Origin of the sequence: Thioflexithrix psekupsensis, assembly GCF_002149925.1 — a bacterium.
GTDB classification, from domain to species: Bacteria; Pseudomonadota; Gammaproteobacteria; order Beggiatoales; family Beggiatoaceae; genus Thioflexithrix; species Thioflexithrix psekupsensis.
On record NZ_MSLT01000024.1, the window covers coordinates 48,140 to 65,529 of the forward strand.

General features: G+C 42.0%; 20 protein-coding genes and 1 pseudogene. 11 read left to right on the forward strand and 10 right to left on the reverse strand.

Going from position 1 to position 17,390, the window contains the following annotated elements:
- The first annotated feature begins 2 nt into the window (after positions 1–2).
- The 6 genes from TPSD3_RS16685 to TPSD3_RS16710 all read left to right on the forward strand — a co-directional run bounded on the left by TPSD3_RS16685 (position 3) and on the right by TPSD3_RS16710 (position 4,613).
- On the forward strand, positions 3–806 hold the full coding sequence (locus TPSD3_RS16685; protein WP_086489691.1) for an undecaprenyl-diphosphate phosphatase: 804 nt from the start codon (positions 3–5) through the stop codon (positions 804–806).
- The gene (locus TPSD3_RS16690; RefSeq protein ID WP_086489692.1) at positions 806–1,210 is read left to right on the forward strand and encodes a VanZ family protein; all 405 of its coding nucleotides are present in this window, start codon (positions 806–808) and stop codon (positions 1,208–1,210) included. Before TPSD3_RS16685 ends, TPSD3_RS16690 begins: the two co-directional genes overlap by 1 nt.
- A 213-nt stretch (positions 1,211–1,423) precedes the next feature.
- Positions 1,424–2,242 carry an AAA family ATPase gene (locus TPSD3_RS17695; protein WP_176329922.1) on the forward strand — a complete coding sequence of 273 codons (819 nt, stop codon included), beginning with the start codon at positions 1,424–1,426 and terminating at the stop codon, positions 2,240–2,242.
- Complete coding sequence (locus tag TPSD3_RS16700; protein ID WP_086489694.1) at positions 2,239–2,541, forward strand: hypothetical protein; 303 nt, start codon at positions 2,239–2,241, stop codon at positions 2,539–2,541. The genes TPSD3_RS17695 and TPSD3_RS16700 overlap by 4 nt, the downstream gene beginning before the upstream one ends.
- Positions 2,526–2,861 (forward strand): hypothetical protein, encoded by a 336-nt coding sequence (locus TPSD3_RS16705; RefSeq protein ID WP_086489695.1) that lies wholly within the window; start codon positions 2,526–2,528, stop codon positions 2,859–2,861. Before TPSD3_RS16700 ends, TPSD3_RS16705 begins: the two co-directional genes overlap by 16 nt.
- A gap of 303 nt (positions 2,862–3,164) precedes the next feature.
- A complete protein-coding gene (locus TPSD3_RS16710; protein ID WP_086489696.1) occupies positions 3,165–4,613 on the forward strand; it encodes a cryptochrome/photolyase family protein in 1,449 nt (482 codons plus the stop codon).
- 183 nt (positions 4,614–4,796) lie between these two features.
- Here the strand turns inward: TPSD3_RS16710 and TPSD3_RS16715 are convergent, their stop codons facing one another.
- Together TPSD3_RS16715 and TPSD3_RS18425 are read right to left on the reverse strand one after the other, a co-directional pair.
- Complete coding sequence (locus TPSD3_RS16715; RefSeq protein ID WP_425353101.1) at positions 4,797–5,441, reverse strand: LysR substrate-binding domain-containing protein; 645 nt, start codon at positions 5,439–5,441, stop codon at positions 4,797–4,799.
- On the reverse strand, positions 5,410–5,781 hold the full coding sequence (locus TPSD3_RS18425; RefSeq protein ID WP_245391640.1) for a LysR family transcriptional regulator: 372 nt from the start codon (positions 5,779–5,781) through the stop codon (positions 5,410–5,412). The genes TPSD3_RS16715 and TPSD3_RS18425 overlap by 32 nt, the downstream gene beginning before the upstream one ends.
- 56 nt (positions 5,782–5,837) lie before the next feature.
- On the opposite strand from TPSD3_RS18425, the gene dtd reads away from it, so the two are divergent.
- From dtd to TPSD3_RS16740, 5 genes are all read left to right on the forward strand, one after another.
- Entirely contained in the window at positions 5,838–6,278 is a 441-nt protein-coding gene (gene dtd, locus TPSD3_RS16720) for a D-aminoacyl-tRNA deacylase (RefSeq protein ID WP_086489697.1), read from the forward strand.
- Positions 6,241–7,281, forward strand: coding sequence for a FecCD family ABC transporter permease (locus tag TPSD3_RS16725; RefSeq protein ID WP_245391641.1), 1,041 nt, complete (start codon positions 6,241–6,243; stop codon positions 7,279–7,281). Before dtd ends, TPSD3_RS16725 begins: the two co-directional genes overlap by 38 nt.
- Positions 7,282–7,532: 251 nt before the next feature.
- Positions 7,533–8,501, forward strand: a complete 969-nt coding sequence (locus TPSD3_RS16730; protein WP_086489699.1) for a hypothetical protein — start codon at positions 7,533–7,535, stop codon at positions 8,499–8,501.
- Between the two features lie 310 nt (positions 8,502–8,811).
- Complete coding sequence (locus TPSD3_RS16735; protein WP_086489700.1) at positions 8,812–9,060, forward strand: DUF4160 domain-containing protein; 249 nt, start codon at positions 8,812–8,814, stop codon at positions 9,058–9,060.
- Between the two features lie 5 nt (positions 9,061–9,065).
- Positions 9,066–9,311 (forward strand): DUF2442 domain-containing protein, encoded by a 246-nt coding sequence (locus TPSD3_RS16740; protein WP_086489701.1) that lies wholly within the window; start codon positions 9,066–9,068, stop codon positions 9,309–9,311.
- 84 nt (positions 9,312–9,395) lie between these two features.
- Here TPSD3_RS16740 and TPSD3_RS16745 read toward each other — a convergent pair whose 3' ends face one another.
- The 8 genes and pseudogenes from TPSD3_RS16745 to TPSD3_RS16775 all read right to left on the reverse strand — a co-directional run bounded on the left by TPSD3_RS16745 (position 9,396) and on the right by TPSD3_RS16775 (position 17,148).
- Complete coding sequence (locus TPSD3_RS16745) at positions 9,396–11,348, reverse strand: molybdopterin biosynthesis protein (RefSeq protein ID WP_086489702.1); 1,953 nt, start codon at positions 11,346–11,348, stop codon at positions 9,396–9,398.
- Positions 11,349–11,395: 47 nt separating this feature from the next.
- Positions 11,396–12,109 carry a HesA/MoeB/ThiF family protein gene (locus TPSD3_RS16750; protein WP_086489703.1) on the reverse strand — a complete coding sequence of 238 codons (714 nt, stop codon included), beginning with the start codon at positions 12,107–12,109 and terminating at the stop codon, positions 11,396–11,398.
- Entirely contained in the window at positions 12,110–14,227 is a 2,118-nt protein-coding gene (locus tag TPSD3_RS16755) for an exonuclease domain-containing protein (RefSeq protein ID WP_086489704.1), read from the reverse strand.
- A 6-nt stretch (positions 14,228–14,233) separates the two neighbouring features.
- The gene (locus TPSD3_RS16760) at positions 14,234–14,605 is read right to left on the reverse strand and encodes a response regulator transcription factor (RefSeq protein ID WP_086489705.1); all 372 of its coding nucleotides are present in this window, start codon (positions 14,603–14,605) and stop codon (positions 14,234–14,236) included.
- Between the two features lie 231 nt (positions 14,606–14,836).
- On the reverse strand, positions 14,837–15,427 hold the full coding sequence (locus TPSD3_RS18235; protein ID WP_342587088.1) for a restriction endonuclease subunit S: 591 nt from the start codon (positions 15,425–15,427) through the stop codon (positions 14,837–14,839).
- A 30-nt stretch (positions 15,428–15,457) separates the two neighbouring features.
- A pseudogene (locus TPSD3_RS18200) lies at positions 15,458–15,691 on the reverse strand (restriction endonuclease subunit S); the annotation flags it as partial.
- 61 nt (positions 15,692–15,752) lie between these two features.
- Positions 15,753–16,784 (reverse strand): IS630 family transposase, encoded by a 1,032-nt coding sequence (locus TPSD3_RS16770; protein WP_086486662.1) that lies wholly within the window; start codon positions 16,782–16,784, stop codon positions 15,753–15,755.
- Positions 16,768–17,148, reverse strand: a complete 381-nt coding sequence (locus TPSD3_RS16775; RefSeq protein WP_086489707.1) for a hypothetical protein — start codon at positions 17,146–17,148, stop codon at positions 16,768–16,770. The genes TPSD3_RS16770 and TPSD3_RS16775 overlap by 17 nt, the downstream gene beginning before the upstream one ends.
- Positions 17,149–17,390 lie beyond the last annotated feature (242 nt).

Below are 17,390 nucleotides of genomic sequence, written 5' to 3' on the forward strand. Positions count from 1 at the left end.
TTTTGGATATTTGGAATATTGTTATTTTAGCCTTAGTTCAGGGAATTACTGAATTTTTGCCGATTTCTAGTTCGGCGCATTTGGTGTTGTTACCTAAACTGTTAGATATTGAAGATCAAGGGCTTGCATTTGATGTGGCGTTGCATGTGGGCAGTTTGGGCGCGGTGTTGTGGTATTTTCGCCATGATTTGCGGCCGTTATTTCGGGCGTGGTGGCTTTCTATGCGTACGCGACAATTGGATGCGGAAAGTCGTTTAGTGTGGGGTGTGGGTTTGGCGACTTTTCCTGTGTTGTTGGTAGGTGCGGTGGTTACGCTGGGAGATTTTGAAGGTTTTTTGCGTTCTATGTGGTTGATTGCAGTGGCTAATTTGGTGTTTGCGGGGTGGTTGTGGTGGGCTGATTATTATGCCCGTCAATCTCGGAATGAATACAGTTTAAGTTTTTACGATATGGTGTTGATCGGTTTGGCGCAAGCGGTGGCGATTGTTCCCGGCACCTCACGTTCTGGAATTACAATTACGGTGGCCTTATTGTTGGGGTTGCAGCGTACGGCGGCGGCGCGTTTTTCTTTTCTCTTGTCGATTCCTGTGATTATTGTGGCGGGCGCGGGTGAAAGTGCCATTCTTTGGACGAAATCCATTCCGCCTGTGAATTGGGCGGCTTTGGGATTGGGTGCGCTGTTGTCGGGAATTAGTGCGTATATTTGTATTTATTTATTGATTCGTTTATTAGAACGGATGAGTTTATTGCCGTTTGTGATTTATCGGGTGGTATTGGGTGTGATTTTATTACTTTGGTTAGTCTAATGCGGCGATTTATCTTTTTTCGGTGGTGGTTTGTATTGGGTTTGGCGTTGATCGCGGCGATTTTATTGGGATCGTTGTGGCCAAAGCCCATGACCTTGAATGTGCCAAATGAGGATAAAGTGGTGCATTTGTTGGCTTATGCGGTATTGATGGGTTGGTTTGTGTTGCTGTATCCACGGCGGGCGTATCATCATGGATTCGCTGTGTTATTTATCGCTTTTGGTGTATTCATCGAAGGCTTACAAGCCTTGTCTGGGACTCGTTTCGCAGAATGGAGTGATGTTGCCGCTAATAGTAGCGGGGTGGCTATTGCATGGTTTTTGGGTAGGACGCGCTTGAAATGGGTGTTGTTGCGCGTGGATCATGGGCTGGCGCGGCGGTGTCGTGCGTTTGGGAAAAAGTAGGGTTTTTTGTCTGAATCAGAATTTACAGACACAAGAATTTTTAAAATTTATTCTTGCAACTTATTTATTTTAAACAGATTTTTTATTCTTTAATTCTGAAAATCCTAAAATTCTGTAAATTCTGATTCTGACAGAATAAGTGTTTTTTGAATCCTATTGTTTTACTATTGAGATTGGAGATTTTAAATGGACTTTCATATAAAAAATAAAGGCATGATCAAAGAAGCCTTGATTCAATTAGAAGGATTAGCAGTTATTGCTGGAGAAAATGACACAGGAAAAAGCACTGTAGGTAAGGCTCTTTTTAAAGAGGTAAGAAATTATCTTGAAAACAATAAAAACACTGAAAATATCACACTCAATCCTAATGAGGCATTAAATTTTCCAATTTTTATTGAAACACCTGATTTATTGGCCAAATTTAATTACATAAAAAATACTAATTTACTCGCCAACCAAAGCCAACTCAACTTTCCTTTGCCAATCGAAGTGACAGATTTAATTTTGCGACTGTCACAAAAGCCCATTAAAAATAAAAACACAAGGCTATTTCAACGCATTAAGAATATTATTGAAGGTGAAATTTATTATGATTTTGCAAAAGATGATATTTTTTACAAAAAAGGCAATTTACGCCTTGAAATGTATCAGACTTCAAATGGCATCAAGATGTTTGGTTTTTTTCAGATGTTGATTTTAAATGAAAGTCTCAAACAAGGGACTGTGTTAATATTAGATGAGCCTGAAGTACATTTGCATCCTAAATGGCAATTATTGTTAGCGGAATTTATTATTATTTTAATTCAAGAACTTAAAATAAAAGTGTTAGTCACTTCCCATAGTCCATACGTAATAGATGCTTTAAAATATTATGCTGATCAGGCGAAAATTGCCTGTCGTTTTTATTTGGCCGAAAAACAGGATCAAGCAGCTTTTATTTACGATGTGACCAGAGATGTCTCCCCTATTTTTGAGAAACTCACAGAGCCTTTAGCACAGTTGAGAAGAATGAAGTTAGGATTAACGCCATGACCTTATCAGATATTGAAGAATTATTTCAACAAAAATATTCAGATTGCTTTGATACACTGTCAGAAATATCTTACGATATTTCAAATAAAGTTATTTTATGCAATTTTAAAAATAAGTTTATTAACTTTGATAAAGTTGCTAAAAAGTATCATCATAGTTGGCCATCAACGGATATGATATTTTTTGATTTGCATGGAGAATATATTGTATTTGTAGAATATAAAAATGCAAAAAAAATGACAAAAAAAAAATTAGAACGAAGCTTTTTGAAAGTGTTGCGCTTTTGCATGAAATTTTAAAATCTGACGAAATTTTAAATCCTAAATTAAAACCAATTTCTAAAACAGATTTTTGGCAATTTAAGACTTATCTTGTTTTTGTTACTAGCAAAGAAAATAATAAATCTCAGATAGATTATAGAAAAAGTATGGCCTCACAATATATGGGATCAGAAGGTATTTTAGACATTTTAGAAAAAAACATCATTTCAGAAAAAAACATCATTATGTATGGATTTGAGCAGTATAAATCATGGCTTTTTGATGAAGTTAAAACTCCTTTTTGTGATGAATTTGCAGAGTTTATGGAAAAAGAATTTAAAATTAAGCTAGAAACTTGATGAATTATACACCTGAATATAGCAAAATTAAGCCATTTATAAAATTTTTCTGTCTGAATCAGAATTGACAGAATTTTAGGATTTTCAGAATTAAAGAATAAAAAATCTGTTTAAAATAAGTGACTTACAAGAATAAATTTTGAAATTTTTTTAATTCTGTAAATTCTGATTCTGACAGAAAAATTTTATGAATGACTTAATTTTGGTATAGGAGGGGGCTAGGGGGTGGTAGAAAAGTGAAAATTCTGAACGTTTTTTAGTGTCTGAATATTTTTGTTTAACTACTTAAATCCATCAATCATTATGAATATTGCCTTGATATGGTTTCGGCGTGATTTGCGTCTGCATGACAATCCTGCATTGAGCTACGCTGTACAACAAGGGTATCACCTGCTGCCCGTTTATTTGTATGCGCCCGAAGAAGAATTGCCGTGGTCGCCGGGTGCGGCCAGTCGTTGGTGGTTGCATCACAGTTTGTTTGAACTACGAAAACAGTTGCAACAACAGCAATTGCCCCTGTTATTATTCAAAACACAAAATAGTTTGCAGACTTTACAACAACTTATCACACACACTGGCGCAAAAGCGGTGTTTTGGAATCGTTGTTATGAGCCTATTTTACAAAAGCGCGATGAACAAATTAAACAGCAATTGCGCCAACTTGGGCTAGAAGTGCGTAGTTTTAATGGTTTTTTGCTGCATGAACCGTGGACGGTGCAAACGCAACAACATACGCCTTTTAAAGTATTCACTCCGTATTGGAATGCCTGTCAAAAACAAACCATTTCTATTACTCCCCTGCCAAAAATATCTGATATATCAACAGCTTGTGCGCCTTCTGAGACATTTTCTTTTCCGAATACTTGTGATTTGGCTGAATTAGATTTGTTGCCGCGAGTGAATTGGACGGAAGGATTGGCGGCCACGTGGGCTATTGGTGAGGTGGCTGCCTTAGCCCAATTGCAACGCTTGTGTCAGGATAAATTGGCCGATTATCAAGCGCGTCGTGATTTTCCCGGTAGTGATGGCGTGTCGCGGCTATCGCCTTATTTGCATTTTGGCGAGCTTTCAGTGCGACAAGTGTATTATGAAGTGCAACGGACGATGGCGAATAATCCAGAATGTCGCAAGGGGGGAGAAAGTTTATTGCGACAGTTGTATTGGCGGGAATTTGCGTGGCATTTGCTCTACCATTTTCCTTATACCAGCGAATATCCGTTGTACGATAAATTTTCAGCTCTGTTTTCTTGTAAAACAGATAAGGATCAATTAACCGCGTGGCAAACCGGACACACCGGCTATCCCATCGTTGATGCCGGAATGCGGGAGTTGTGGCATACGGGATGGATGCACAATCGAGTGCGCATGTTAGTGGCTTCTTTATTGACTAAAAACATGGGGATAAGTTGGTTAGAGGGCGCGAAATGGTTTTGGGATACTTTGGTGGATGCCGATTTAGCGAATAATACACTTGGTTGGCAATGGGTAGCGGGTTGTGGTGCAGATGCTGCACCGTATTATCGTTTTTTTAATCCGCAAACACAAAGTGAAAAATTTGATCCCCAAGCAAATTACATTCGACGTTGGCTGCCTGAATTCGCCCATTTAGACGAGCGTGCCTGTCACAATCCCACTGCGCTACAACGAATACCGTTGAATTATCCCGCGCCTATCGTCGATTACAAAAGTTCCCGCGAAACCGCTTTAGCCGCTTATGGGCGTTTAAAACAGGAATCCTCTCGACAAAAATAAGCCTTATATTAATTAATATATTTTTTAATAGAAATTTATATATGATTATCAATCAGTTAAAAGTAATTTGTAAATGTTATGAATTTTAATAAAATGGAACATTTCCTGCATAATATAGGTCGCTAAACGTAGTAAGTGTTCTTAGCCCGCTTTGGATCGAATCGAAGCGGGCTTTTTTTTCGCTTAATATTCGGGTAACACGACATCATGAAATAATTGTTCAATGGCATGATGATGGGGTTGTTTTGTGGCGAGAAGTACTTTTTCTCTGGTCAAATGTGGTGCAAAATATTCAATAAAATCATACATATATTCTCGTAAAAATAAGCCTCGTCGAAAACCGATTTTTGTTACACTGGCTTCAAATAAATGGCTGGCATCTAAAGCGGTTAAATCTTGATCTTCTTTGGGGTTATAAGACATTTTGGCCACGATGCCCACGCCCAAACCCAAACGCACATAAGTCTTAATCACATCGGCATCCACTGCCGTAAATACCACGTGCGGCCGCAAATGGGCTTCTCTAAAGGCTTGATCTAATTGGGAACGTCCCGTGAATCCAAACACGTAAGTCACCAACGGATGGCACGCCAACGTCGCTAAATCAATCGTATCTACTGCGGCCAACGGGTGATCTCGCGGAACTAAAATACAACGATTCCAGCGATAACAAGGCATCATAATTAAATCTTTAAATAATTCAAAGGCTTCTGTGGCAATGGCAAAATCCACCTGTCCTTGAGCGGCTAAGGCGCAAATTTGCGTAGGCGTGCCTTGTTGCATCTGCAAAATCACTTTAGGATAACGCCCAATAAAACGCCGCACCACCGCAGGCAAAGCATAACGCGCTTGTGTATGGGTGGTGGCAATGGGACAATTGTCCTTGTTGATCGGTTTGGTGATCGCGGTGTTCTTCGGCAATACGCTTAATATTTTGCGTATGTTGTAAAATTTCCCGTGCCAATATCACAATGTCCGCGCCCGCGTCGGTTAAACCCGTTAATTGTTTGCCCGACCGAGTGAATAATTTAACGCCTAATTCTTCTTCTAAGGCTTGAATTTGTTTACTGATACCGGGTTGTGAGGTATAAATGGCATCGGCGGTGGTGGAAATGTTTAATTCATGTTTAACAATTTCACATAAATAACGTAATTGTTGTAATTTCATAATGATTTTATAACCTCTTTAAACGGCATTTAAAGATTGAATCAAGGATAATTTTAATGATTGGCTTATTGCAGCGAGTGACACAAGCCCAAGTGACCGTAGAAAAACAAGTGATTGCCAGTATTAATCATGGTTTATTGGTGTTGGTTGGGATAGAAAAACAGGACACGGAAGAAACGGCGAATCGTTTATTAACGCGCTTATTACATTATCGGGTTTTTGCGGATGAACAAGGTAAAATGAATTTGAGCCTACAAGCGTGTCAAGGCGAATTACTTCTTGTAACACAATTTACTCTCGCTGCGGATACGCAAAAAGGAGCGCGTCCTAGTTTTTCCACCGCTGCGCCGCCTGCGCAGGGATTGGCCTTGTTTAGTTATTTGTGTGAACAGGCGGGGCGCGCTCATTCTGTGGTGGAAACGGGAGATTTTGGCGCAAATATGCAGGTCAGTTTGGTCAATGATGGCCCTGTTACATTTTGGTTACAAGCGAAGTAATGGGATGCAATTTATTATTTTACTGGGATTATTGTTGGTGGTGTTGTGGGGATCGTTGTTGGTGGGCAGTGTGGAATTGTCACTGACAAAAATTATTAACCAATTGTTTAATATGCCATTTTTGCCGAATTTTGAAGCGTCCATTGAAGCCACTATTGTGTGGTCGATTCGTTTGCCGCGAATTTTAACCGCGGCTTGTGTGGGTGCGGCTTTAGCGGTGGCTGGGGCGCAAATGCAGAGTTTACTGCAAAACCCGTTGGCTTCACCGGGTTTATTGGGCAGTAGTTCAGGTGCGGCTTTGGGTGCGGTGATGGCGATTACATGGGGATGGGCGAGTTGGGCGGTGTGGGCGTTGCCGGTGATGGCGGTTGTGGGGGCTTTTGTGGCGTTATTTGTGGTTTATGCGTTATCTGTACGACATGGACGTGCGTCTGTGATGACGTTATTACTAGCGGGAATTGCGGTGAATGCGTTTATTGGCGCATTAACGTCATTGGTGATTACTTTAGTGTGGCAAGATTATGAAATGGCCGGACAGATTATTTTTTGGTTATTGGGCAGTTTAGAAAGTCGCACATGGTTACATGTTTTGTTGGTTGCGCCTGCTGTGATAATCGGGGTGGGCGTGGCAATGTTATATGCGCGAGAATTAGATATTTTTTTAATGGGACAAGAAACGGCAGAAAGTTTAGGCGTGGCGACGGAATCGATTCACCGAATTATTTTATTAAATACAGCATTATTAACAGGTTGTGCGGTGGCGGTGAGTGGTGTAATTGGATTTGTGGGGTTAATTATTCCGCATTTGGTGCGAATGTTCTGGGGGCCGCGCCATCGTTATTTGTTGCCGATTTGTGCCATTATGGGGGCGATTTTTTTGGTGTTAATGGACACTTTAGCGCGAACGTTATTATCGCCGCAAGAAATTAGAATTGGTATTTTAACAGCATTATTAGGCGCGCCTTTTTTTCTTTTTTTATTATTGCGTCAGCGGGAATTTTAGAGCCTATATAAGAATTTTATTTATAACTAATTTTTTTAAGTTGAAGACTTTATCTCCACTGTACAGTCATAAATCTCCTCTAAATACTTAACAAACTCACCCCGATAAGTTTTATCTGCCCAGATATGGTTTATATTAAATTTTAAAAAAACTTGATAAGTTAGTTTTGGCATAGGCTCTATGACTGCGGTTTGTACTTTTTTACGGTTGCGGCAGCGAGTGGCATGAGGATTATTTTTTGGAGTAAGGCTATGAATCGTATGAAAGTATTTCTTTTTATGTTGGCTTGTTGTTGGCTGTTTTGGCTGTTTCCGTCACCATTCAGCCTCAACATCACTGTACGCGACGACGACGGGCATCCGGTATCTGGTGCTACAGTAAGCGGCTCTTTCTACCGAGACAGGGTCTTTATGGGGATTAAATCGCCTTTTCACCGCGGTGAAACCGATGAAAACGGCTTTGTTAGGTTGTATGGCAGCGATAACCTTTATGTCGATGTATGGGCAAGAAAAGATGGCTATTATGACACCACGCACCAAGTCCTTGTGCGCGGTGGAGTCCCAGATCAGGTGCAAGTATTGCTGCGAAAAAAACACAACCCTATCGCCATGCACGCACGACATGCCAATATCACGTTGCCTGAATACAACCGCGAATTCGGTTACGACCTTTTGAAGGGTGATCTGGTGATGCCGGGGCGCAATGGTGTCAATACGGATATTATCCTGCGTGTGGATCGCTGGACACCCAGACCAGAAGAGCTAGGCGCGGAACTGACAATTCGGTTTCCACATCAAATGGATGGGCAGGTCCCAATGGAGCTTAAAGATGTCTGGGGGACTAGCGACTTCAAGACGGCCTATGCCGCACCGGAAGATGGGTACGCTGGCATCCTTCAAGCCAGCTTCAAAGATCGACTCGGACCCGGTCCTGGCTCTCGATTCGGTGCCGAAGGGCATTATGAGAAAATCAACATTAACAAACCATTTTTCATGCGCATCCGCTCCGGGACGGACGAAAACGGCAGGATGTTGGCGAACTACTGCAAGGTGGCACCCGGGGTTAACATTCACAGGTGGGGACGGACATCGCCCATGCCAACCGTCGTGATGCGCCACTACTGCAACCCGGTGCCGAACGACCGCAACGTCGAGTTCGACATCCGGCGCAATCTGATTAAGAGACCAAAGGAAGATACTTACGCGGTGAATGAACCTTGAGGGATTTTGTTCTGCTTGTTTCTTTCATTCCCACGTTCCAGCGTCCGTTTAGGTTTTGACACTGGGTCATCTTGTGGTATCTTTTGCGGAAAAAGGTGATGCTATTCGCATTATTTCGGCAAGATGTATGAGCAAACGGGAGCGTAGAGCTTATGAATAATGAATAGGATACATCCTGAACCCACACCATTTTCTTGCTGAGACTCGACGTGGCACGTCGTGACTGCATTCCCACATCGCATGTGGGGACGAGGAAAATACGCTATAATAAAGAAACGATTTTAACGCGGTTGCAAAACAAGGGGCAAACATGCCAGAAATAACAAGGTTTTACGGTATTATTATCAAACTATTTTTTGGAGACCATCCACCACCACATTTTCATGCTGTGTATGATGAATACAATGCTATTTTTGATATGGAAACGTTGAAAATGATTGAAGGCGATTTACCGAGTCGTGCTGAGAAAATGGTACTTGAATGGAGCGCACAACATCAACAAGCACTGCTTGAAATGTGGAATACCCAAAATTTCCATAAACTTCCACCATTGAGATAATTTATATGCAATATCCCAAAATTAAATCTGCATTGGCTATTGATGACCATACGTTATTGGTTGAGTTTTCCAACGCAGAAAAACGTCAATACGACATTACAAAGTTATTAGAAAATAAAATGTTTTCCCCGCTAAAAAATCCTAGTTTTTTCAAAAACTTCAAAGTAGATTCAACAGGATATGCCATTATTTGGAATGAGGACATTGATATAAGTAAATATGAAATTTGGCAACACGGCGGCACGGGATAAAATACGAAGTCGAACGCGACATTTTGCCCACCATAAACATGGTGGGAGTTCTTTTACAGGTTCAAAAATTTTGCTATATCACAACTAACCAAAACGACCCACACAACCAAACCCCAACCCCCCCAACCATTCCCGCACTGTCGCCTGTTGCAATAAATCGCTAAATACTTGTACTCGTGACAAACGCGATTCATGCAGCACAAAATCATAATGTTCGTCTTGTAAGGCAATGAATCCTAAGCCATATTGTCGCGCTACCGATTCAATCGCCACGCCCCAATCCGCACGTCCCTGCACAATTGCTGTTGCCACCGCGTTGTGCGAACGGGTTTGTAAAGCGTAACCGTTTGGACGATGCTTGCCTAATAATTGATCAATTAAAATTCTTGTACCACTTCCCGCATTACGATTAACCATGAGACAATGCGGGTCTGTCAACGCCGCTTGTAACGCCGCTTCTTTTGTTTGACCTGAAAAACGCGCATCGTCTATACGAAACACGAAACCTTGTAAACGACGATAGCCCGGTAATAAACGCAATTCAGGTGTTAAAAATGGTGTATTGTAAGATTGGCTTTGCGGATCGAATAAATGAATTCCCGCTAAATCACATTCTCCACGTTTTACCGCTGCTAACCCGCCCAAACTGCCCACGGAGAGCGTTTTAACCCGCACACCTTGTTGTTGCAATAGACTAAGTAAGTAATCCAAACCCACGCAATGACTGCCAATCACCACCAAATCCGCAGGTTCTAACGCGCCAATTAACTGCACCGATACGGGCGTGCCGGCCGCGACCGTTTCCACGGTGGACTCCACGCGCACAAAACCATCCGCATGACTAAAACTGGTCACCGATCCCGAATTTTTCCCCAAAGGAAACGCCATAAAACCATTGTCACTGGCGATTAAACTCACCATGACAAATTCTGTTCTTCCCGCTTCCGAACTGAGACGAGTCGCTAACTGGGCATCAATAGACTGCGTTTGTCTCACAGGACGACCCGCTAAAGCACGTATAACTGGCGCAACAAATTCGTGAAAAGTGAAAATTGCCGACGTGGGAAATCCGGGCAAAATCACCACCGCTTTTTTTTCGGTTACGGCTAAACAAATGGGTTTACCGGGTTTTAACGCCACCCCGTGAACAATCACGCCCGGGTTTTGTAATCGGCTCACGACGCGATAAGACAAATCGCCCGCGCCTTTGGATGTGCCACCGGATAAAATCACCATGTCATACTGTAAAGCCTGCGACAATGCTTTTTGTAATTCTTTTTCATCATCTGGCACAATACCTAACACATGCGCTTGGCCACCGATTTCTGTCACTGCGGCCGCGAGAATGGCCGCGTTAGAATCGAAAACGCAACCCGTTTGCCACGGTTGACCGAGCGCAATTAACTCATTGCCCGTAGAAAAAATCGCCACTTGCGGCCGTCGATACACCGTCACTTGATCGCAGCCAATAGCGGCTAAAATCCCAATTTCACGGGAACTTAAAACGTGTCCACAGCGTAATGCCGTTTCACCGCGAGCGATGTCGCTGCCGGCAAAAGCGATAAATTGACCGGGAACAGCGGCTTGTGTGATATGAATTTGGCGGGGATCGTCGCTGGTTTCTGTGTATTCAATCATCACAATGGCATCCGCTCCGCGAGGCGACATGCCCCCCGTCGCAATGGGCGTGGCGGTGCCGGGCAACACGGGACAATTCGGCACAATGCCCGGTGATAACACTTCAGGATTTAATTGTAAAATAACAGGTTGCGCTTCACTGGCACCAAAAGTGTCCATCGATTGCACCGCAAAACCGTCCACACTCGCCCGATCAAAACCCGGTACATCCACCGTCGCCACGTAATCGATAGCCAACACGCGTCCCAAGGCCTCGCTTAATGCCACTGTTTCACTGCCCAACGGACGCAAATCCAGCGCATTTTGAAAACGCAACAAGGCTTGTTCTCGATCCATGACTTGTAAAAATTGGGATTGTTGCGTGACGGCATCAGAAGGAAAAACGGGAGATTCAGACATAACCATCTATCCGATAAGAAGTTGTTTTTAAAAGATTTTTTATAGAATTAACCGCCGCACACCACACAGGCAGGGTCTTTGGGTAAACGCAGGGTTTTCCAGCGGCTATTGAGTGCGTCGAATAATAACAGTTTTGCCGATAAGGGCTGACCTATTTTTAAAAGAATTTTAACCGTTTCAATCGCTTGAATACTGCCAATGACGCTGGGTAACGGCGTTAAAACACCAGAAACGGTGCAAGTTTCCGTTTCGGTTTGTGTAAATGCTTCATCAGGATAAAGACAGTGATAACAAGGACTTTCTGGCAGATAAGGTAGAAAACAAGCCACTTGACCATTAAATTGAATCGCCGCCCCAGAAACTAACGGTTTTTGCCAGCGGACACAAGCACGATTGAGCATAAAGCGGGTGGGAAAATTATCGCTACAGTCCAAAACCACATCAATACGCGGCAACCAACGATCCAATAAATCCCCATTCATGCGTTCAGTCAGTGCGACAATGTGGAGATCGGTTTGGTGTTGTTGTAGTTGTTCTTGTGCGACAAGAACTTTATATTGACCCAAATGTTGTTCTTGATACAACCATTGTCGGGATAAATTAGAACGCTCTACCCGATCAAAATCAACCAACACCAATTGTTTTACGCCAAGGCGCACCATATCCCACACCGCCGCACAGCCCAATCCCCCCATGCCAATCACTAACACGCGCTGGGTGGATAATGATTGTAGATTTTTTTCAGATAAATCAACACGCACTTAAAATTGCGCCTGCTGCTTACGCACATCCACAATTTTTTCAGAGGCTTCTGTGGCTTGACGTAAAGTTGTAATTCCTTTGGCCATGAGCAAGTCAACCAATTTTAAAAATACCTGTGCCGTCGCAATCGCATCGCCTAACGCGGTGTGACGATCCACAATTTCAACGCCTAATCGTTCAGCAATGCTGTCGAGATAGTGATTTTCCGTGTGAGGATGTAAGCAGACGGATAACAATAAGGTGTCTAACACCGCGTTATCAAATCGTATTCCGCTGGCTTTTTCTTTTAACTGTAAAAACTTCATATCAAACGCCACGTTATGCCCGACTAAAACCGCATCGCCCACAAAAGATTTAAAACGTGGTAACACTTCTAAAATCGTGGGTTTGCCTTCCACCATGTCATCTGTGATACCGTGAAAACGAATAGAGGCTTTAGGAATACTGCGGCCGGGATACACCAATTGTTCAAAGGCTTCACCGCTTAAAATACGCCCATTCACCACGCGCACACCACCCATCGAGATAATTTCATCCCCTTGTGAGGGGTGTAAGCCAGTGGTTTCGGTGTCGAAAACCACGAATTCCAGCGTATTTAATGGCCGATCCGCCAAATCATTGAGTACATTCAAGGTCTCTGGCAACTCAAAATCGTAAAATTCAGGGCGCGGTGCTAATTTCTCATTAGGCTGTTCCCATTGTTTACGCGAGGCGGGCAACGGAACACGCAATAACGCATAACCCGCTTGACGGTGCGCCTGACTCCAGAAATCGCTGTCATGGGTGGTTAAAATATCACGTACCGTAGTCAATCCCGCAATGCCTTGTATCTCATTATCATGCCATTCGCTCAACAGCGTATCGGCTAACGTTTGCCCTTGCCAGATTAAGTCTAAGTAAACGTGGCGATCACCCATTAAAGTTTCTAATTCAAAAGATGATGTGTGGGTGTGCGCACTGATTTGTTGCAATAAATGTTCGATTAATAAAATTAATGCGTGGCTGTCCACATGTACCCATAGGGGTTGGCCGATCATTTGTAATTGTAACGCTTGGCGCGTGGTCATGCGTTCAATCACACAGTTGAGTAAATCAGCCGAATACGTATCAGCCATTGACCATTCATTGCCCTCTAATAAACGACGCTCCCGCGACACTTCTTCTAAACGATCACTTAATTGATTACTTTCCTGCACAATCACTTGGCAAAATGAAGAACGCATGTCCGCATCCATATCAGGATAAGCAGACAGATTTTCCGATGCGGCGCGTAAACTGGCCAAAGGTGAGCGGGCATCATCTAACAATTTGCGTAATAACTGATTGTGTTGCCGTAATAATTGCACCCGTCGCGTGACATCGGCAAAAGCCAGTACAAATCCCGTTTCCCGTCCATTTTCAAACGAACGCATTAGGCGACAATGCAAAATAATATCGCTGTCTTGTGCCGTAATGACAAATTCGACTAAATGCTTGTCGTCCATGTCCTGCGCATTGTCACTGGGTGCATGGTGACGTAAACGCAGTAAATTTAGCTGATGTTCTAGCGGGGGCCGCGCCATGACATCGTAAATCGAACGCCCTAAGCCAATCGCCACCTGATTATTTAAAATTTGTACGGCCGCAGGGTTATACAACAAAATTCTCCCCTGCGAATCGCACACCATCACGCCACTGTCTAAGTCTTTCAAAATGGTTTCTAAACGGCGTTTTTGTGCTTCGACGCGAGCCGCGCCGCTGGTGAGGGCTTGTGTCACCTCACCGCGGGCTTTATGTAACTGCTCACCTAAATCATGCACCGCTTTGGCGACTTCATGCAGTAAATGGTTGCCCGTTAATTCCAAATCATGGGCGGCGTGAGTGTGAATCATGATTTCCACGCCGCGCACTAAAGCGTGCATCGGACGAAAAATCATAGAATCCAAAATCATCCACGCCACCATCACGGAAATCATCACGCCAAATCCCGCTAAGGCTAAAAAGGCGAATACGGACTCATAAATAGCCGTATTTGGATCAATTTGCTGTAACAGCCACCAACCGCCCCCGCCTAATAAAGCACTGAGCAGGATAAAAAGAGCCAAAAAACCCAACCAAAATAATTGCCGTGCATTCATAAGGCGTTATTCACTCAGTAATTCTTTAACTTTTTCGACGACTTCTTGCGTCGCAAAGGGTTTGGTGATGTAATCATCTGCGCCTAAAGCCAGACCTTTTTCGCGTTCAATATCGCGTCCTTTGGCGGTCAGCATAATAATACGGATAGATTTCCAATTGGGATTGGCGCGGATGGTTTCACAGACTTGATAGCCTGTGCGTTTGGGCATGTTGACATCTAGCAACATCAGGTCAGGCGGCGAAGCTTCGACAGATTTCAAAGCCTCTTCGCCGTCGCGTGCTGTTTTGACGCTGTACTTGGCTTGCTTCATCAAAAATTCGAGGGAAAGTAGGATATTCGGCTCATCATCAACAACGAGAATTGTTTTACTACTCATTATTCCTGCTCCATTTGGTGGTTCATGTTTATCTGAACTGTTTTTTTGTGCTTTTTAATGATTCCTTTGGTCAATGGCGGTTCTCTTAATCCTAATTTAGGGTAGGAAAAAAGAGAACGGCTGAATCATTATGGTCATCGCATTTACAAACCATTATGATCCTTTTCAGGTCATACCCAAATTATACTCGTTTACATTCTAAGAATGCAGCTATTCTTCAAGATTTTCTCCTTACTCATCAATCGCCACGGGGAACATTCGCTGCATGAGTCCTTTTTTATGTTTTTTTAGCGCGTCGAGTTTTTGACTGTGCGCGGTTATTAATTCATCTAGTGAAGAAAGGCAGGCGGCGATTTTTTGTTGTTCGGGGAGGGAGGGGAGTGTTGTTTTTATAGAATAAATTTTATTCCTATTAATACCAGGGACTGCACCATTATCTTTAAAATCTGCTAATTTACTTTTTTCTAACGTAAGTTTTAAGAAAAACATTAGATAGTTTTTTGAATCCTTATTTTTAACATAAAAAGTTGTATCAATTGGATAACAGTTTGATATAATCCAATTAATTTGTCCTGCCGATCCTTTTCTGCCAACCACAATTGCAGGAGCATTAACCAAAGCATTATCATGATAACCAACTATACCATTAGAGCCAACTACAGGAATTAATCCACCGTTTCTCTTTTTTTCTGGTAATGGACTCCCGTATTCAAGGCTAATAATCTCCCCCAGCTTTTTCTCCACCCACTCCCCCGCCTCCCGAAACTCAGGAAAGCGCAAACTAGGCACAGTTTGACCTTCTGCGGGGAAAAGCTGTTGCATTAGTCCTTTTTTATGTTTTTTTAGCGCGTCGAGTTTTTGACTTTGCGTGGTTATTAATTCATCTAGTGAAGAAAGGCAGGCGGCGATTTTTTGTTGTTCGGGGAGAGTGGGGAGAAATATTGAACATTCCAACACATCATCTTTTTTGAGATTTGTTTGCTTTACACCATCATCAAATGCTAAAAAATAAGGATTTCTATTTAAGGAATAAAAAAGTGCCATGCTAATAGCTTTTTTTGGCGTGAGTTTGCAAACGCGCTGATTAACTGTGTAACTATACCAAAATTATGTGAGATATAAAAACAAATTAAGTTTTAATATCTAGCTAGATATTAGGTATAAGATACTGTTTAATTTTATTAAACTTAAACACTTTACCTGACAAAAAGGTCTCAAACATACTAGTGACTTCTTTAAAGCTTGATAGGCGATGAAAATTCTTTCTGACCCAATTCTTACCTTGAAGCCAAATATCCTCGACTGGATTTTGCTCTGGGGCATTAGGTGCAAATCTTAATAAACGGACTTTCCATTCTGATTCTGGAAGTCCCCCATTTAATTTCTCTAAATAAGTTCTTAAACCTTCAGAACGATGATAACTTGCACCATCCCAAATAATCACATGACGGGCTTCTTTATATCTGTAAATGAGCCAGTTAATAAAGTCTATCGTATATTTTGTATCAGCTTTCTTTGCCCTATCTAAAATAAATTCTCCCGTATAAATATTCACCGCTCCATACCACGTTTGAGAAGTGCGATAATTACTCATCTTTATTGACGTTCTTTCTCCTTTTTTCGACCAAACATAACCACAAATATCTCCCCACAACTGATGGCTTTCGTCTTGCATCCAGTACATTACCTCTCCACTTTCTATCTGTTCACGCTCCTTATCTATTAAATCCTTAATCTCTTTTTTTTTAGCTTCCACTTTTACCTCATCTTTTGCCGAATTCTCTTTGTGTGTCTTCTTATAACTTAAATTCGCTTCTTCTAATAATTTAGTATAAGAAGTATTTGAAGAATAGAAAACATCATACTCCTCTTTTAAGTATCTCTTTAGTTCCTCTATTGTTATTGTCTTCTTTTCTTGTATCCAATTAATCACATCTTCTCGTTCACGCGGCTTTAAATACCCTGGTGAGCCTTTATACGCTAACTTTAATCCTTCAACCCCTGACGCTAAATAAATGGCTTTCCATTTATCCACAAATTGCACACTGACACAACACGCTAAAGCCGCTTCCGCACGCACAAAACCAAGCAAAGACATTCTTACTGCCATCGCTCGCTTCACTTCTCTCGCTTCACCTGTTGACATTAATTCTTCTAAATCTTCATATCTTTTGTTCATTATTCTCTCCTATTTGAAAAGTATTATTATACGACTCTGAAAAAATTGGTATATTATCAGTATTAACTAAAAAACATTTAGCTATAGCTTTACCATTAGGGACATCACTGAGAACCATTAAAATATCCCCTTTTCTAGCAATGCAATGTGGTGTATTTGTAAATTTTTTTATTTCTCCATTAGTTGAAATAAATTTAGAATTTACAACTATAAAATTACCTATTTCAACAATATCTTGTTCATGAGCTTTCCCATTTTCATATTTGACGATTTCACCAAGAAATTGCTCCACCCACTCCCCCGCCTCCCGAAACTCAGGAAAGCGCAAACTAGGCACAAGGGGAGAGGATTTTTTATTTTTCATGGGGTTGTTCCTTTAAAAAAATTAATAATAAAAAATATTAAGTCGTTAAATAAAAATATTAAGGTATTAAAAGCGTTCAGAATTTTCACATTTCTACCGCCCCCCTACCCCCCTCCTGCTAGGAGGGGGGAAAGAGATGAGGTTATCTTGTTAAATTTTAACCATAAAAATAACCTCTTTCTCCCCCTCCTAGCAGGAGGGGGCTGGGGGGCGGTAGAAATATTGATATGCCAGATTATTTT

What these genes read in the sequence shown, in the direction of transcription:
- TPSD3_RS18235 (WP_342587088.1), bottom strand. Translation starts at nt 15,427, where the DNA reads ATGCAACAGCTTTTCCCCGCAGAAGGTCAAACTGTGCCTAGTTTGCGC.
- TPSD3_RS16700 (WP_086489694.1), top strand. Translation starts at nt 2,239, where the DNA reads ATGACCTTATCAGATATTGAAGAATTATTTCAACAAAAATATTCAGAT.
- TPSD3_RS17695 (WP_176329922.1), top strand. Translation starts at nt 1,424, where the DNA reads ATGATCAAAGAAGCCTTGATTCAATTAGAAGGATTAGCAGTTATTGCT.
- TPSD3_RS16775 (WP_086489707.1), bottom strand. Translation starts at nt 17,148, where the DNA reads ATGAAAAATAAAAAATCCTCTCCCCTTGTGCCTAGTTTGCGCTTTCCT.
- TPSD3_RS16770 (WP_086486662.1), bottom strand. Translation starts at nt 16,784, where the DNA reads ATGAACAAAAGATATGAAGATTTAGAAGAATTAATGTCAACAGGTGAA.
- TPSD3_RS16755 (WP_086489704.1), bottom strand. Translation starts at nt 14,227, where the DNA reads ATGAATGCACGGCAATTATTTTGGTTGGGTTTTTTGGCTCTTTTTATC.
- TPSD3_RS16760 (WP_086489705.1), bottom strand. Translation starts at nt 14,605, where the DNA reads ATGAGTAGTAAAACAATTCTCGTTGTTGATGATGAGCCGAATATCCTA.
- TPSD3_RS18425 (WP_245391640.1), bottom strand. Translation starts at nt 5,781, where the DNA reads ATGAAATTACAACAATTACGTTATTTATGTGAAATTGTTAAACATGAA.
- TPSD3_RS16725 (WP_245391641.1), top strand. Translation starts at nt 6,241, where the DNA reads ATGATGGCCCTGTTACATTTTGGTTACAAGCGAAGTAATGGGATGCAA.
- dtd (WP_086489697.1), top strand. Translation starts at nt 5,838, where the DNA reads ATGATTGGCTTATTGCAGCGAGTGACACAAGCCCAAGTGACCGTAGAA.
- TPSD3_RS16745 (WP_086489702.1), bottom strand. Translation starts at nt 11,348, where the DNA reads ATGTCTGAATCTCCCGTTTTTCCTTCTGATGCCGTCACGCAACAATCC.
- TPSD3_RS16740 (WP_086489701.1), top strand. Translation starts at nt 9,066, where the DNA reads ATGCAATATCCCAAAATTAAATCTGCATTGGCTATTGATGACCATACG.
- TPSD3_RS16735 (WP_086489700.1), top strand. Translation starts at nt 8,812, where the DNA reads ATGCCAGAAATAACAAGGTTTTACGGTATTATTATCAAACTATTTTTT.
- TPSD3_RS16690 (WP_086489692.1), top strand. Translation starts at nt 806, where the DNA reads ATGCGGCGATTTATCTTTTTTCGGTGGTGGTTTGTATTGGGTTTGGCG.
- TPSD3_RS16710 (WP_086489696.1), top strand. Translation starts at nt 3,165, where the DNA reads ATGAATATTGCCTTGATATGGTTTCGGCGTGATTTGCGTCTGCATGAC.
- TPSD3_RS16730 (WP_086489699.1), top strand. Translation starts at nt 7,533, where the DNA reads ATGAATCGTATGAAAGTATTTCTTTTTATGTTGGCTTGTTGTTGGCTG.